11 protein-coding genes are annotated in these 16,213 nt (G+C 59.9%); 4 read left to right on the forward strand and 7 right to left on the reverse strand.

Going from position 1 to position 16,213, the window contains the following annotated elements; genetic code table 11:
- The 3 genes from H8F23_RS13550 to H8F23_RS13560 form a co-directional block, all read right to left on the reverse strand.
- Positions 1-4,047: an RCC1 domain-containing protein gene (locus tag H8F23_RS13550; RefSeq protein ID WP_194934707.1), complete on the reverse strand. Its 4,047-nt coding sequence runs from the start codon at positions 4,045-4,047 to the stop codon at positions 1-3.
- 162 nt (positions 4,048-4,209) lie between these two features.
- Complete coding sequence (locus tag H8F23_RS13555; protein ID WP_194934708.1) at positions 4,210-5,154, reverse strand: LysR family transcriptional regulator; 945 nt, start codon at positions 5,152-5,154, stop codon at positions 4,210-4,212.
- Positions 5,155-5,208: 54 nt separating this feature from the next.
- A complete protein-coding gene (locus H8F23_RS13560; RefSeq protein WP_194934709.1) occupies positions 5,209-6,192 on the reverse strand; it encodes an MBL fold metallo-hydrolase in 984 nt (327 codons plus the stop codon).
- Between the two features lie 241 nt (positions 6,193-6,433).
- Here H8F23_RS13560 and H8F23_RS13565 point away from each other — a divergent pair, with 241 nt between their 5' ends.
- Positions 6,434-6,865, forward strand: coding sequence for a helix-turn-helix domain-containing protein (locus H8F23_RS13565; RefSeq protein ID WP_093439325.1), 432 nt, complete (start codon positions 6,434-6,436; stop codon positions 6,863-6,865).
- A 125-nt stretch (positions 6,866-6,990) separates the two neighbouring features.
- On the forward strand, positions 6,991-9,879 hold the full coding sequence (locus H8F23_RS13570; protein WP_194934710.1) for an ATP-binding protein: 2,889 nt from the start codon (positions 6,991-6,993) through the stop codon (positions 9,877-9,879).
- Here H8F23_RS13570 and H8F23_RS13575 read toward each other — a convergent pair.
- Positions 9,856-11,313, reverse strand: coding sequence for an ATP-binding protein (locus H8F23_RS13575; RefSeq protein WP_194934711.1), 1,458 nt, complete (start codon positions 11,311-11,313; stop codon positions 9,856-9,858). The genes H8F23_RS13570 and H8F23_RS13575 overlap by 24 nt on opposite strands.
- Positions 11,314-11,403: 90 nt before the next feature.
- A complete protein-coding gene (locus tag H8F23_RS13580; protein ID WP_194934712.1) occupies positions 11,404-12,354 on the reverse strand; it encodes a GlxA family transcriptional regulator in 951 nt (316 codons plus the stop codon).
- A 215-nt stretch (positions 12,355-12,569) separates the two neighbouring features.
- Here H8F23_RS13580 and H8F23_RS13585 point away from each other — a divergent pair, with 215 nt between their 5' ends.
- On the forward strand, positions 12,570-13,292 hold the full coding sequence (locus H8F23_RS13585; protein ID WP_093439338.1) for a pirin family protein: 723 nt from the start codon (positions 12,570-12,572) through the stop codon (positions 13,290-13,292).
- Positions 13,293-13,341: 49 nt separating this feature from the next.
- On the opposite strand, the gene H8F23_RS13590 is transcribed toward H8F23_RS13585, so the two are convergent.
- Together H8F23_RS13590 and H8F23_RS13595 are read right to left on the reverse strand one after the other, a co-directional pair.
- Positions 13,342-13,737 (reverse strand): hypothetical protein, encoded by a 396-nt coding sequence (locus H8F23_RS13590; RefSeq protein ID WP_194934713.1) that lies wholly within the window; start codon positions 13,735-13,737, stop codon positions 13,342-13,344.
- Positions 13,738-13,986: 249 nt separating this feature from the next.
- Positions 13,987-14,862 carry a LysR family transcriptional regulator gene (locus H8F23_RS13595; RefSeq protein ID WP_194934714.1) on the reverse strand — a complete coding sequence of 292 codons (876 nt, stop codon included), beginning with the start codon at positions 14,860-14,862 and terminating at the stop codon, positions 13,987-13,989.
- Between the two features lie 111 nt (positions 14,863-14,973).
- On the opposite strand from H8F23_RS13595, the gene H8F23_RS13600 reads away from it, so the two are divergent.
- Complete coding sequence (locus H8F23_RS13600) at positions 14,974-16,173, forward strand: YbfB/YjiJ family MFS transporter (protein ID WP_194934715.1); 1,200 nt, start codon at positions 14,974-14,976, stop codon at positions 16,171-16,173.
- The last annotated feature ends 40 nt before the right edge of the window (positions 16,174-16,213 follow it).

Below are 16,213 nucleotides of genomic sequence, written 5' to 3' on the forward strand. Positions count from 1 at the left end.
TCAACGCTCGGTATTCAGCTCGGCCCAGCGACTGGCCAGAAGTGCCCGGCCTCTGGAGGTCGGAGTGGCGTGATAAGACACCTTGCCCCTCAGCCGCTCCTGTACGGCGCTGCTGTCCCCGCCGCCATCGGCATGTCCCCAGGTCACGACGCGGCCGTCAACGGTTAGCGCAGTAAATCCATGAGTGTTGTCGTATAGCGCTTGCACCTGAGTCAGCTCAGTGACGACCGTCGAGGTGTCGCCACCTACGGTCGCATTCCCCCAGGCGACCACTGTGCCGTTCTTGCGCAACGCGGCAAAAGCCATGGAGGAACCACACACTTGAACAATGTCATCAAGCGCTGCGATTTCGGCAGGCACCAGACCACCCTCCGCGGGAGTGCCCCACGCCACTACATGACCGTTGCCTCGGCGTGCTGCGAATGCGCGCCAGGTGGAACTGACCTCGACAATGTCCGTGAGCCCGCCAATCAGCGCGTCAATCGTCCCGCCGTACGCGGCCGTCCCCCACGCCACCACCTGCCCGGTCGCGCGCCTTGCGGTGAAGGCCTGCGCATTGGCGCAGCTCAATTCGATGATGTCGGTCAGGGACGCAATTTCAGCCGGCACAACGCCGCCATAGGTGGCGTGGCCCCAGCCGACAATCCGTCCATTGCCACGATGCGCGGCAAAGGCACCAAAGCTGCCGATCAGATTGTCGATATCGGTCAAGCCTGCAATCTCACCCGGAACTCTCCCACCGTTTGCCGCCAGACCCCAGGCCACAACATTACCGGCGGCTCGTTTTGCTGAAAAAGCCTGACCCGCCGCCACCACTCGAACAATATCCGTCAGTGCGCTGATTTCTGCTGGAACACTACCTCCATCGGCTGCTGTGCCCCAGGCAAACACCTGCCCGGTAGTCTTCAACCCGGTGAACGCGGTCGCATTACCGATGACTTCGACAAAACCCAGCGGATCTATACCGCTCATGCTTCCGCCCTCGGCGGCGGTTCCCCAGGCGACAACTGCGCTATTGGCGCGGCGAGCTGCATAAGCACTGCGCGTGCAGCTCACCTCAACGATGTCATCCATGGTGATGATGGTCGGAGGAATATTGGCGCCGTACGCAGCGTTGCCCCAACCAGCGACATCCCCGACATCCCGGTGAGCGACGAAAGCCGCGAAACCTGTGACCGTGGTATCGATCCCGTTGCCAATGATATTCGCCGAGTTGAGCGTGACCAGATCATCGGCAGTGCGCACTTGCAGCGGCAGCTGCGGTGAGGTGTCGCGCCAGGTGGCTGCGGTCATCCACTCTGTGTCCGAAGCGTACTTCCACTGCGCTTGCAGCGGCTGCCCCGTGGTGGCGTTGAATGCGCTCAGTACACGAGTGGCACTGGATGCGCGATAAGTACTGCGGTTATAACGGGCTCCCATAATCTTCAGGGTACCGCTGCCAATGACCCGGCGAACATCGTAAACCGTCGGCACCGACGGGCCATCGGTCCCTCCCGCCTTGCGCTTTACCTCATAACTCAACGCGATGCTGTCATCGAGGTTAGCGCTGATCACCGCGTGGGCCGCCTTGATCACGCTGAGTTCTTTGTCGGCCTCTGCTGCCAGAACCGTGTGGGTGTAAGGGGTGGTAGTTTTGCCGACCACGGTCACGGTGATTTCATCGTCGGTCTTCAGTTGAGCCGTCGCCGGGATCACCACCGTTGCGCCGTTGGGGTAGACATCGTCCGGGTTCAACTGATCCTTCTGCGCCCCCGTGGCTTCCCTGAAGGTGGCAACCGGCAGCCGGAACTCTTGCGCTTGCACGTCAAACTCATAAGGTCTGCCTTGCGCCTCGCCACCTTCAAACAACTCGACCCGATAATCGACAGTCACTTTTTTGTTCAGGCTGGCCTGCACAACGGACAGGTCAACAGTGAACTCGATCGGTTTGCCCTTGTTATTGCCACTGACCGCTTTGTCATCGGTGTGCTTGACCACTCCATCTGACGATTCCCAGGTCATATAAAAGTGATCACCGGCATTTTCGGGGTCATTGGCCGGTATCTCGACGGTCGCTCCGTCCGGAGCATTGGCCGGATCGAGAATGTCATCGGGCGCCTGCACTACGCGGGCCGGATCCAGCAATTGCGTGGACTCACCGACGGAGAACACGAGAGGGTTGGAATAACTGATCGTGTCGGTTTCTTTGCGCCAGATTTCGTAACTGGCCGTGATCCTGGCACCGCGATTTGGCTCGATATGCTCGGCAACAAACTTCTCGCTGAGTCGGAATGGCACGTCGCTGTTCTCGTTGAGCGCAGTAATGTCGATGAAGTCGCTGGTCTTGCCTGATTGTTCCCCTTCCCATTTGTAAGTCACCTTATCGCCGCGTTTCGTCGGCGTGACGATGGATTTGGGAGCGGTGAGCCGACCAACGCCGTTGGGTAAATCATCAGGCTCCAGAGAGCCATTGTTTTCGCCCAGCACGATCGGTTTGACCAACTCGAATTCTGGCTCGCCCACGTTCAGCGGTGCTGCAGGGCGCGACACGCGCCTGACAATGTCGTCGTTCCCATCCACACTCAGATGGACGAACGACAGCACCAGTGTTCCGCCCTCAATGGTCTTCAAGTGCAAGCCTTCGACAGTGAGGAAAAAACCGACCGGGTCGGCGATTTCATCCCGGCTCGGTGTATACCTTTCGAATTCCGGGATATAGACACTGCCATCCGGACGTTTACCGAACCACACCAGTTCAAACGCATCGCCATAGTTGAACACCGAATCAGAGCGAATCAGAATCCGGGTACGTGCCAGGTCAGGATCAATGGCGCCCTGGTTTTCATCTTCAGCAACAGGGGCATCCAGGCGCGTGGCCTCACCGTTGACTTGCACGAACTGGCCTTTGGATTGCAGCGGATCGGGAATTCCTTCGCGCTCGACCTCATAAGAAAAAATCACCTGGGTTGTGACAAGCCTGCGCAGATCGGCATTCTCGAACTCGAACTCATAGGTGTGGGGAAGATTGTCGACCTCCTGCTTCGGCGCAGTGAATGTGACGGTTTCGCCATCGGCGGTGGTACCGCTGACTTTTACTTCAATCCAGTCCTTATGTTTGAATTGGCTTGGGGTTGCCCAGACCTGAACGAAGATATTTTTATTACCCAACAGGTCAAGGTCGAGCACATTGTTGAGCGCATCCTTGACAATAGGGGCAACCAGCCGATTGGTGTTGAGCGAAACCATGATCCGGGTTTCTTTACACCAGTCCTCCGAATAGTTATGGACGATATCGCGCACGCGAAAGCTCACGGCCAGGCCCACCGCATCGGTATCACCTGCCTTTTCTATAACTGCCCGCTTGACGTAAACAGTGATGGGATTTTTCACCGGATCACTGATTTGCTCCGCCGTCACCGGGTCGCCCCAGATAAAAATGCCACCCCAACTGATCTGAGGCTGGTCGCCCACGGCAATCTCAGGATAGGGTTCGCCGCTACCGGATGCGTGTCGAATGACGATAGGCACACCCGCTTTCGGCGCCTCCGGATTATCCGGATCATCCGGATCCACCGGAATGTTCTCGCTGTCCACTCCACCGGAGACAAATTCCGGCGGAATGAACATGAACAGATTGGAATGCCCCGGCCCCTCCTCCGTATCCTGTCCGCCGGGAATTTCCAGCTTGACGAATATTTTCAATGGCGGCGTGTACGTCTCGGCGGGATCCAGGCCTAATCGCTTTACCCAATAGTCGATTTCATGGGAGCCCGAAGCAAGATGCCGCGGAGCAACGAACAGGGTCGCACGCTGATCAGATTCTGATTGATCACGGACGGTGTACCGATCCACCTCGACAGAGCCTTTCCTGAGCACCACCAAGTCGCCTTTATTCTTGGTCGTCCATGGGCTGAGGTAGACCTGTAATCCATGGTCCGGAAAAACCCCTAGCGCCGCAGCGCGATTGATCCCCCATTCCCCCGAGGGAAGTATCGGATGCGTACGACCGGTGATATCCGGCTCAGCAAGCGCCAGCGTTGCGATCTGTTTTTTGAGCTGTAAAAGCATGACAAAACACTCCTTCCGGGGGATTGGGCGACGGAGTGATTAAAGGCTGGAAAATCGACAATCGTCACCTGTCAGATCTGACAGGTGCAGAGCCTTTTCCGACGAATGGCGAGGTGACAATGGCGGAACATTCGTGGACTTTCACAACCCTGCCCGGCGAATTCAGGCCTTGCTTTCGAAGCGCTCGACCGGGGGGATATCCAGCGGCGCCGCCATGAACTGGCTGATCCGCGAACGCAGCCATTTCTCCGCCGGATCGTTGTCATGCACCCCGCTCCACGCCATCGACAATTGCGCCGCATCAATCGGGAACGGTGGATCTTCAGCACGCAACGCACAGCCTTCCACCAAGGCGCAGGCCGCGTAATCCGGCACGGTAGCGATCATCTCGGTGCCAGCGAGCAAGGCGCGCAGGCCGCTGAATTGCGGCACGCCCAACACCACGCGGCGGGTACGACCGACCTTGGCCAGGTCCATGTCGATATTGCCGCTCAAGTCGCCCGAGAACGACACCATCGCGTGCGGGCGCTCACAGTATTCGTCGAGGGTCAGCGGCCCCGGGCGGTCATCGCCGCGCAGGACTTTGCAGGGAATGTCGCGCAGTTTTTTGCGCTTGGCGTTGGCCGGCAACTCAGTGGTGTAACTGACGCCCACTGAGATTTCCCCAGAGGCCAACAGTGCCGGCATCAACAAGTAATTGGCGCGGCGCACGACCACGACAATCCCCGGCGCCTCTTGCTGAAGCTGACGCAACAACGGTGGAAACAGGCCAAATTCGGCGTCGTCCGACAGGCCGATGCGAAACACTTCGCAACTGCTCGCCGGCTCGAACTCCTTGGCCCGGCTGACTGCGCCAGAGATGACGTCCATCGCCGGTTGCAGCTCTTTGAGAATCGCCAGCGCCCGCGCGGTCGGCTCCATGCCGCGACCGTTGCGCAGCAGTAACGGATCGTCGAACAGATCGCGCAAACGCCCCAACGCAGCGCTGACGGCCGGTTGCCCCATGAACAGTTTTTCGGCGACGCGGGTCAGGTTCTTTTCGAACATCAGCGCTTCGAAAATCACCAGCAGGTTCATGTCGACGCGACGCAGATCGTTACGGTTCATGGGCATGTTTTCCTTTTCGGTGTCAGCGGCTTTTGCGGGTGGGCGCTGCGCACTTTACTCGATTAACGGCACCTTGGCCGCGCGCTTGTACGGACCGTATTCCACGGGCACCCACTGAAAATGTTTGCCCTGCGCGGTAATGTGACCGATGCCCGGGAACGGCAGGTGCGCCGCCGTCACCCACGTCTTGCTGGCGACCGCCGCGCTGAAGACCGCCTGACGCGCGTTGATCGCTTGCGCACTGTTGACGTCAAAGCCGATGGACACTTCCGGATGCTCAAACTGCACTGCCAGGTTATGCACCAGATCCCCCATGAAGACGATGCTCTGAGTCTGCGAGGTGAAACGGTAGGTGGTGCTGCCCGGCGTATGTCCGGCTTCCAGTGTCGCCTCGACTAATCCCGGCAATGGCGACTGGCCCGCGGCGAAGGTCTTGAAACGCCCGGCGGCGACGTAGGGTGCAGTGGAGTCCTGGGCGATCTTGAAAAACTCTCTGGCACCGGCCGGAGCTTTGGCCAGTGCGGCCGGATCGAGCCAGTAATCCGCTTCAGCCTTGGCGACATACACCGTGGCATGGGTAAACAACGGTTGTTTCTGTGCATCGACCAGACCACAGACATGATCAAGGTGCAGGTGCGTCAGCAAAATCGTATCGACCTGCTCTGGCTGGTAGCCGGCCGCCTGCATATTCGCCACGAGCTGCCCGGCGGTGGCGCCGATGCATTGTCCGGCGCCGCTGTCGACCAGAATCAGTTGCTTGCCGGTGTTGACCAGAAAGGCATTAAACGCCGTCTGGACACCCGGGGTTTCAATCGAACGGCGTGCCAGCAGTGCGCGAATCTGACTCTGACTCATGCCCTGCAACAGCTTCGGCGACAGGTCGTTGTAGCCATCGAACAACGCGGTGACCTCGTAATCCCCCACGGCCAGGCGGAAATAGCCCGGCGCCTGAGTGCCCTGCTGTGGTGCCTGCGCCATGGCACCGGAAATCACCAGCGCGCACGTCAGCGCCGTCGCTGCTTTAAGGATGCCTTTCATTTGATTCCCCTTGGACCTGCCGATTGCGGCGCCCCCTCGGTGCTTGCAGTCATCGTGCCGCAAACCGCGGGGCGCAGACTTGCAGGGATGTGCTGAGTTCAGGCCAATGCGCTGGAATTAACAACGATTAACTCGTCAGCCTCCCGCCCTCGGCCAACAATGAAACCCTCTGCGCAGCGTTGTTTTTTTGACCTGAGGGGATGCGCCAACCGTGCATTCCCCATCAACACGGACTTTGGCCATGGCTCACTTACAGCACAGCGTCGCCCTTGCCCCTGCCAACGAACCACGCAAGACCGGGGTCGGCGGACTCAGTCCGCAACGCGAACGACAGGTCAAACAACTGATCCTCGAACGCCTCGGCGAAAGTCTCGAGGTCACCGAACTGGCCCGCGCCTGCTCGCTGTCGCGCAGTCACTTTTCCCGCGCCTTCAAATGCAGCACCGGGGTGTCGCCGCAGGACTGGATTCGCACCCAGCGTCTCGCGCGAGCCAAGCTGCTGATCCAGCACACCGACCTGAGCCTGACGCAAATCAGCCTGGAATGCGGGTTCTGCGATCAGGCGCACTTCTGCCATATGTTTACCCGCAGCGAGGGCATTAATCCGTTTGCCTGGCGCTGCCAGATCATGCGTGAACCCAAAGCCCAGCGTTCACAACCCGCCATGTTTTGATCGCGGTCCCCGTTGCACTGACGCTCAAACCTGAGGATTATGCCGGGACACCCCGGAATAGAAGGCCTGCGCACGCGCCCGGCCCTACTCCGCTCTGTCCGCCGCAGCACCGCAGGAGTGAGCTGTTGAGTCTTTCCCCGAATCAGGCCCTCGGTTTTGGCCCCTATCGGATTCATCCCGGCCAACGCCTGGTGCTCGAAGGCGATCAGCCATTGCGCCTGGGTCGACGGGCGATGGACATCCTCCTGATTCTGCTGGCCCATGCCGGCGAAGTGGTGAGCAAGCAGCAACTGATGGCCGGGGTCTGGCCGGACAGCGTGGTCGAGGACATCAACCTGCGGGTGCACATGGCGGCACTGCGCAAAGCCCTCGGTGACGGTCAGGCCGGCCAGCGTTACATCATCACCGTGGCGCAACGCGGTTACAGTTTCGTCGCCCCGGTTCTACCGCAATCCATGGAGGAGCGTCCTGTGGGCGATGCTGGCGGTCGGCACAATTTGCCCTTGCGGCGCACGCGAATGCTCGGTCGCCAGGCGCTCGTCGACAGCTTGATGACGCAGTTACCGCGCCAACGCTGCATCACCCTGGTCGGCCCCGGCGGGATCGGCAAGACCACGGTGGCCTTGCGCGTGGCCGAGCAGTTGATCGGGCATTACCGCGACGGTATTCGGCTGGTGGACCTGGCACCGCTCAACGATCCGCGGCTGATTTGCTCACACCTGGCCGCCCTGCTCGATCTGGCACTCCCCGAAGGCGATCCGCTGGCGGCGCTGGTCAATGGCCTGCAACAGCGACAGATGCTGTTATTGCTCGACAACTGCGAACACCTGATCGATGCCGTCGCGATGCTCAGCGAAAGCATTCTGCGCGGCGCGCCGAAGGTGCATATCCTCGCCACCAGCCGCGAGAGCCTGCGGGCGGAAGGCGAATTCGTGCAGCGTCTCGATTCGCTCGAATACCCATTGATGAGCGCGACATTGAATCGTCAGCAAGCGCTGGATTATTCGGCGCTGCAACTGTTCATCGAACGGGCCACGGCCGCGCAGGAAAGCTTTGAACTGAGCGATACGCAGTTGCCGCAAGCAATCGAGATCTGCCACCGACTCGACGGTATTCCATTGGCGCTGGAGCTGGCGGCAGCGCAGGTCGCCGAACTGGGCCTGGAAGGTTTGCTGAGCCAGTTGCAGGGCCGTTTGCCACCGCTGGCAGCGGGTAATCAAAGCAGTCTTGAGCGCCATCTCACCCTGCGCGCCACGCTGGACTGGAGTTTCAACCTGCTCGACCGGTGCGAACAAACCTGCCTGCGCCGTCTGAGCGTGTTTTGCGGAGGGTTTACCCTGGAGTCGGCGGCGGCCGTCATCGTCGGCCAACAGATCGATCCGGGGGTGGTGTGTGTATCGATCACCCAACTGGTGGCGAAATCCCTGCTCAGCGTCGAAGTCGGTGACGAAGAGGTGTTCTATCGTCTGCTCGACACGACCCGCCGCTATGCACTGGAGAAACTCGAGCACGCCGCCGAATGCGAAGAAACCCGCGAACGCCACGCCGAACGCTGCCTGGCATTGATGCAACAGGCGCAAAGCGATTGGGAAATGACGCCGACGGCTTTGTGGATCGAGCGTTACGCCCGAGGGCTGGAAGACCTGCGCGCGGCGCTGGACTGGAGCCTGAACGGTGTCGGCCCGGGTAGTCTGGGGATTCGCCTGACAGCAGCGTCGGCGCCTCTGTGGCAAGAGTTGTCGCTGCTCAAGGAGTACGGCGGCTATGTGCGGCGGGCGCTGAGCCTGCTCGATGAACTCGGCGAATCCTGCCCCCGTCTGAAAATCTCTCTGAAACTGGCCCTCGGCAGTGCCTGTTATCACACGTGGGGAGGCACCCCGGAAACCATCCAGGCGTTCGTCGAGGCTCGCCAGTTGGCCCTCGAACACGACGACGTCGCCGGGCAATTGCGCGCGGTGTCCGGACACATGGCGGTCAACCTCAGTTGCGGGCACTACCGCATGGCGCTGGCGCAGAGTGAGCACTTCGATCGCCTCGGCGTGCACGGCGACCCGTTGTTGTCACTGAGTACCCACCGTTTGCGCGTGCTGGCCCTGCACTATGCCGGCGATCAGCCGCAGGCGCGCATTCATGCCGAGCAGGTGCTGCAGCGCATGGCACAGAGCGGCCACGTCAACCGCTTCACTCACGGTTTTGGCGTGCAATACGACCAGAGCGTCGCGTCGCTGACGGTGCTGGCGCGAGTGCTATGGATGCAGGGATTGCCGGAGCAAGCGTGGCATACGGCGCGATTGGCCCTGGATATTGCCGTGCAGATCGACCATGGCACCTCGATTTGTTACACCCTGGCACTGGCCAGTTGCCTGATCGCTCATTACAACGGCGATCAGCAGAACGCACGGGCGCTGTTGCAACTGCTGCTGGAACAATCGCAGAAGCATTCGGTGCTGCTGTTCAACACGTGGGCGCGACATTACGCGCAGGTGATCGACACACAAACCAGCACGCCTGTGCCGAAGGACAGCAGTGGGCTGATTCGGGAAATCATGGTGACGCTGGATGACCGCTTTGTGGATGAAGCACTGTTTGAACGAGCGCTGAGTGGTGATGCGGGATGGAGCACGGCGGAGGTTTTGCGGGCGCGGGCTGCTGCGTTATTGAAAGACGATCCGGATTGTCTGGACGGGGCCCTTCGCGAGCAGGCTCGCTCTCACAGGGATTTTGGGTGTACTCAGACCCCATGGGAGAGCAAGCCTGCTCGCGAAGAGGTTCTTCAGGAAGCCGAAACACTCCTGCAACAATCGCTGACCATCGCCCGCAGCCAAGGTGCGCTCGCCTGGGAGCTGCGCAGTGCCACGTCACTGGCGCAACTCTGGCAGCGCCAATCGCGCTGCCAAGAGGCGCTGGATTTGCTCACGCCGATCTATCAGCGCTTCAACGAGGGCTACGCGACCCCGGATTTGCGCAAGGTGCGCCTGCTGATCGACGATTTACGCGAGCACGGGCACGCCTGAAGCCCGGCGAATCCGGTTGATATAACGCGTATGCCGGCGCTCGAGATCAATCCCTTCACCGCTACACTCCAGTTGCTTGCGCGCATAGCAGCGAGTGGTGCGGAGCATTCGGTATCGGCCTGTGCTGCCGCCCCGCTCCATCACCAGCAATGACTTGCACGCCAGGCCTTCAATGATCGCGGCAAGCTGCGATGATGCGAGTTGCGGGCAACTGATCACCGCCAGCGCCGCCTCCAGGGTAAACGCCATTTTGAACACCGATAAACGCTGCATCGCGCGTTGCTCCTGCTCGCTCAAGCATTGATAGCTCCAGTCGAGTGCTGCCTGCATCGATTGATGCCGCGGTACCGCGGTGCGCCGGCCATGGCTGAGCACTTGCAGACCATTGCTCATTTGCGCCTGTAAGCCGACCAATGCCAAGGCATCGATCTGCGCCGCCGCCAGTTCGATCGCCAGCGGCAAACCGTCGAGTTGGCGACAGATCTCCAGGACGGCTTTGACATCCTGTTCACGCAGGCGGAAATCATGCTGTCGTGCGCGAGCGCGGCTGACAAACAACTGCACCGCAGAATGGCCCATGGCTTCAGTGATGCAATCGCCTGCGGAACGTTTCGGCAGGGTCAGCGGTGGCACGCCCTGAAGGGTTTCCAGACCGACCTGCAAGGCCTCGCGGCTGGTGGCGAGAACCGACAGCCGGGGAGCAGCCTCGAGCAACGTTTCAACCGCTGCCCGGCAAGCAGCGCGACGGTGGTCACAGTTATCCAGCAGCAGCAACGCATGGCGAGTGGACAGTCCGGGCAAATCGCTTTCAAGGGTGCGTAGTACCTGATCGAGCAGCGGTGTGTCGTCGTCGATCAAGCTCAGATCAATCTGCCACACGCCGTCTCTGTAGTACTGCAACAGCAGTTCCGCGACCCGCAACGCGACAGTGGATTTCCCCACCCCGGCCGCCCCCGTGACGGTCATCAACCGACACAGTGGCATTTGCCGCACCAGCCCGCCGACCAGCGAGTCGCGCCCGGCGACCGGGGTCAGTCGCGCCGGCAGATTATGCTCGGGCGTTCGCAGCCCCTCGAAGACCAATTGCGCGACGCTGTCGCAGCGCACCGGGGCGATAAAACTGTAACCGCATTGCGGCACGTTAACGATGTAGCGCTGACCGTTTTCGCCGTCACCCAAGGCGCGCCTGAGCGCGGCGATGTGCACGCGCAGGTTGATCTCCTCGACCACCGACGTTGGCCAAACCAGGGTAATCAATTGCTCCTTCCTGACCACTCGCCCGGCACGCTCGACCAACACCTGCAAAATGTCCAGCGCACGACCGCCCATGCGCAAAGGCCGATCTCCGTCGAGTATCAGCCGTTGGCGCAGGTGGAAGGCGTAGGGGCCGAAATGCAGCACCGACGCCGTGTTCAAATCGATGAGGCTATCCATGCCAACTATCTTGGCAGCCTCAGATGACGCGACAACCGCTACACGAGACTCAATTCGGACATACGGGTGCGCCAGACGGACAACAGCGCTCTAGCTGAACTGTTCGCGGTATTGCGCGGGCGTCAGGCCGAGCTTTTCAGCGAACAGCGAACGCATGTGCCGCACACTGCCGAAACCACTTTTGTAAGCCACGGTTTTAAGGGGTAGATCGCTGGTTTCCAGCAAGTTTCGTGCGCAGTCGATGCGCGCACTTTGCAGAAACTCCATCGGCGTCATGTTGATGTCGCGAGTGAACACCCGCGCGAAGTGCCGCGCGCTCATATTGGCAATCGCCGCCATGCGCTCGACCGTGAAGGCTTCGTCGAGGTGTTCCAGCACGTAACTCTGCGCGCGGGTAATCGGCGTTTCCTGCGGTGCCACGGCAGCCATCAACGGGCTGAACTGCGCCTGCCCGCCCTGGCGTTTCATCACCACCAGCAGGACTTTGGCCACATCCTGCGCGAGCTTCTTGCCGTGATCGCGGGCGATCACGGCAAGCGCCATATCGATACCCGCGGTAACGCCTCCCGAGGTGATCAGGTCGCGATCCTCGACATAGATCTGATCGGTCGTGACATGGGCGTTCGGGAACCCCTTGATCAGGCGTTCGGTGTAGTTCCAGTGCGTGGTTACACGGTAACCGTCAAGCAAACCGGCGTGCCCCAGGACAAAAGCGCCAGTGCAGATCGAACCGTAATAGTCGACGCGCTGAACAGCACCCTTGAGCCAGGCGAACAACGACGGAAACTGTTGGTTGTAGGCACCTGGGCCGCCCGGCACCAACAGCAGATCATAATGTTCACTGTTGTCTTCGATAGTCCGGTCGGCCTGCACCATCACACCATTTGACGCCCGCAGCGGGCCCTCTTCGGTGCCAAGGGTGATCAATTGATAATGCGCATCGGGTTTCAGGTAGCGATTGGCAACCGAAAAAACCTCCAATGGCCCGGCCATGTCGAGCAGAAGAAAGTCGGGAAACAGCACCATTGCCACGGTTTTCATGGGAAGACATCACTTCAATCAGAGAGACATGATACGGACCAGACATTATGGCCAACTGTAGCCGTTTGAGCGCAAAAGTTTTGTGTGAAGGCTATCGCAAAACTGTCAACCTGACAGGGACAGTCTTTCAATTTTCATCTACTTATTACGCAATACAGTAAACAGTAACCTTCTCCTCACTCGGACGAATTCACGTCCCGCAAGGAGATTTCATCATGCTGACCCTTCGCAAAGCCTCCGATCGTGGCCTCGCCAATCATGGCTGGTTGAAGTCCTTTCACACCTTTTCCTTTGCCAGCTACCGTGACCCGCGTGAGCAAGGTTTCTCTGACCTGCTGGTGATCAACGATGACCGAGTCGCTGCCGGCAAAGGCTTCGGCCAGCACCCGCATCGCGACATGGAGATCTTTTCATACGTGCTGGAAGGCGCACTGGAACACAAAGACACCTTGGGCACCGGTTCGGTGATCCGCCCAGGCGATGTGCAACTGATGAGTGCTGGCAGCGGCGTAGCGCACAGCGAGTTCAACCATTCGGCGACCAAACCGGTGCATTTCCTGCAGATCTGGATCGTGCCGGAAGTCAGCGGTGCCAAACCGCGCTATCAACAGGAGCATTTCAGCGCACAGAAAAAACGCGGTCGCCTGCAATTGATCATCTCGCCGGACGGCAACGGCGGTTCGCTGAAAGTGCGTCAGGACGCACGGGTCTTTGCCGGGCTGTTCGACGGTAAAGAAACTGCCACGCTGGAGCTGCCAGCCAACCGTTATGCCTACGTGCATGTGGCGCGCGGCAGTGTTGAACTCAATGGCCAGCCCTTGCAGGAAGGTGACGGCGTACGGGTTCGCGAAGAACAGTTGCTGACCTTGAGCAATGGTGTCGATGCCGAGGTGCTGGTGTTCGACTTGCGGCCGCAGGAGCTGCCAGAAATGCCATGATGCGGTGTTTCAATGCTCACGAAAAACGGCCTTCTTTGAAGGCCGTTTTCTATTGTGGTGATTCGGGTACTTGTTGCGAAGCAGGTCTTGGTGCACTTATATCCTTGCCGATCTGGATAGCCGCGAGTGTCGTCTGCAAGGTGGTTAATACCGCTGCTTGATTGGCAAAGTGCGCCCCTACGACGACGGTGATCATTCCGAGAAAATGGACGGCGGTCGTCGCCCAGTAATGCGCCTTCACTGTCGAGGCGTGTTTGATGGCTTCTTTTGAGTCTTCGGCGATTTGTTGTACGCCGTCCCACATCAGATCGTATCGTTTGTCCCTCTCCGCCTGAGTCAAAAGATAAGCATCGATTCTCGCCGACACACCTTCGACCCGAGCGTCCATCCTGCTCTCAATGGTCTCGATCCTGGCATTGAATTCTTCACGACTGATAGCGTTCATGGCTTGAGTATTCCGACCTTTGCTCGCAAGGTCACTGATTGGGTTTTGACTGAATTCCGTGGTTCTCAATTCGACACCTTCCTGGGTTTACCGATACCGTCCCTGGTATCAACATCAGTGCGAGCCCTGCGCCCCTCACCGACATGACGAAACAATAGGCCCCATCCAACCTCCTCACAAGCTGGGAGATTCTGCCTCTGATGTAGGCCGTTTCGTCAGAGCTTGTAGCCCTGCCAAAAGAACATCTGCCTAGTCATTCTCCGACGCGAACACGTCGACAATCTGCTCAATCACCGCCCGCACCCGCGCGGTATGCCGCAAGTCCGCGTGGGTCACCAACCACACTTCGTACGGCAATGGTCGAGTGCGCTCCGGCCAGAGCCTGATCAGGCCATCGCGCTCGCCCATGTACACCGGGATTTCTCCTACACCCAACCCTGCGGCAATTGACCGGCGGACGAGCAGGCTGGAACTGAGGCTGGCGACGATGCGGCCGCGACTTAGCGGCTCCGACACCAGGGTCAGGTCCTTTTTGCTTTGCAGATACGGTTGATAGACCACCAGATCATGCCCCTCAAACGCGGTGTCTGGTTGCGGCACGCCATTGGCGTCTATATAGGCCTGAGAGGCGAACAAGCCCACCGGCCATCGGGCGATTCGCCGAGCGATTAGATCAGGATTGTCCGGCCGGGTGTTGCGCACCGCGATATCCGCCTCGCGCTTGGCCAGGCTGAGGATCTGCGTGGACGCATCCAGTTGCACTCGTACGTCCGGGTGCTGCTCGTGCAAACGGGCGATGGCCGGGATCAGAAAGTCGATCGCCAGCGAATCCGTGGTACTGACGCGCACCGTGCCGGTCAGGCGATCATCCAGGCCCTGAATCTGCCGCTCCAGCTCCAGTGCCGAATGCTCCATTTTCTGCACGCTCCTGAGCGCCGCCTCACCGACAGCGGTCAACGCGTAGCCGTCGGAGGTGCGCAGGAACAACGTCGCGCTCAGGGACTTTTCCAGTGCTGTGATCCGTCGTCCGACAGTGGCCTGATCCACCCCCAAAACCCGTGCAGCGCCACGTAGCGTCGACTCGCGGCAAACGGCCAGAAATACCCGTGCGTCATCCCAATTCATGCTGCCTCCAGTTGATGCAAATTCGCATCGCAGCGACGCTAAATCGCTGCATTAACGCAGCAACAATAGCCGATATGCTGAACGCCATAAACCTTCCGCGAGATCGCTATCATGCGCACTTCAACTTCCACCGGTATCTGGCTGCCGATTTTCGCCGGGCTCTGCGCCAGCCTGGTCAGCATCGGGCTGGCGCGTTTCGCTTATACCCCGTTGATCCCTTCGCTGATTGAGGCGCAGTGGTTCAGCGCCAACGATGTGGTCTACCTCGGTGCGGCCAATCTGGTGGGCTATCTGATCGGCGCGCTTCTCGGCCGGCCGACAGCGCGCCAGCTCGGCAATAAAAATGCCTTGCGATTGATGATGCTGGTGGTCACGGCGGCATTTTTTGCCTGCGCGTTTCCGTTGTCGGTGAGCTGGTTCTTCGGCTGGCGGCTGCTGTCGGGGATTGCCGGTGGTGCGATCATGGTGCTGGTAGCCGCGACGGTTCTGCCGCATGTTCCGCCGGCGCGTAAAGGGCTGGCCAGTGGCGCGATCTTTCTCGGCATCGGTCTTGGCATTGCCGGTTCCGGGACGCTGGTGCCGCCGCTGTTGAGCCTCGGCTTGCAAGCGACATGGCTGGGCCTGGGGGCTTTGGCCTTGGTGCTGACGGCGCTGAGCTGGTTTGGCTGGCCGTCTGATTTCCTGCACCCGGTCGTTGCGCAAGAAACGGTGTCCGCAGAACCGACACCTCGCGGTGTGTATTTGCTGTTCGCCCAATACGCCTTCATGGCCGCCGGCCTGGTGCCGGCCATGGTGTTTCTGGTGGATTACGTGGCACGTGGACTCGGTGCCGGGGCGCATATCGGCGCATTGGTGTGGGTGATGTACGGCTTGGGTGCGATTGTCGGCCCGGTGAGTTATGGCTTTTTGGCCGATCAGCTCGGTGCGCGGCTCGGCATTCGCCTGGTGCTGGTAGTGCAGGCGATTGTCCTTGGGTTGCTGGCAATGACTCACTCGTTTCTGGCGCTGGCGTTGCTGGCGGTGATTCTCGGTTCATTTCCGCCCGGCATTGTGCCGCTGGCGCTGGCTCGGGTGCATGAACTGGTGCCGGAACACCATCGCCAGCAGATCGCCTGGAGCCGTGCCACGGTGTCATTCGCCACCTTTCAGGCGCTGGCCGGATTTGCCTATTCAGCGCTGTTCAATGCCAGCGGCGGTCATCACGCGCTGTTGTTCGTCATTGCCGCTGGCGCGATCGTCGTGGCGCTGCTGCTGGAGCAAGCCATGAAATGGCTGCCCGCCCCTACTGAGTCGCGCTGCTGTGCAAATTGAAGGGAATCATTGCTTGCACAGCACGCTCCCATCTACAGAA

It is taken from the genome of Pseudomonas neuropathica, assembly GCF_015461835.1.
In the GTDB taxonomy this organism is placed as follows: domain Bacteria; phylum Pseudomonadota; class Gammaproteobacteria; order Pseudomonadales; family Pseudomonadaceae; genus Aquipseudomonas; species Aquipseudomonas neuropathica.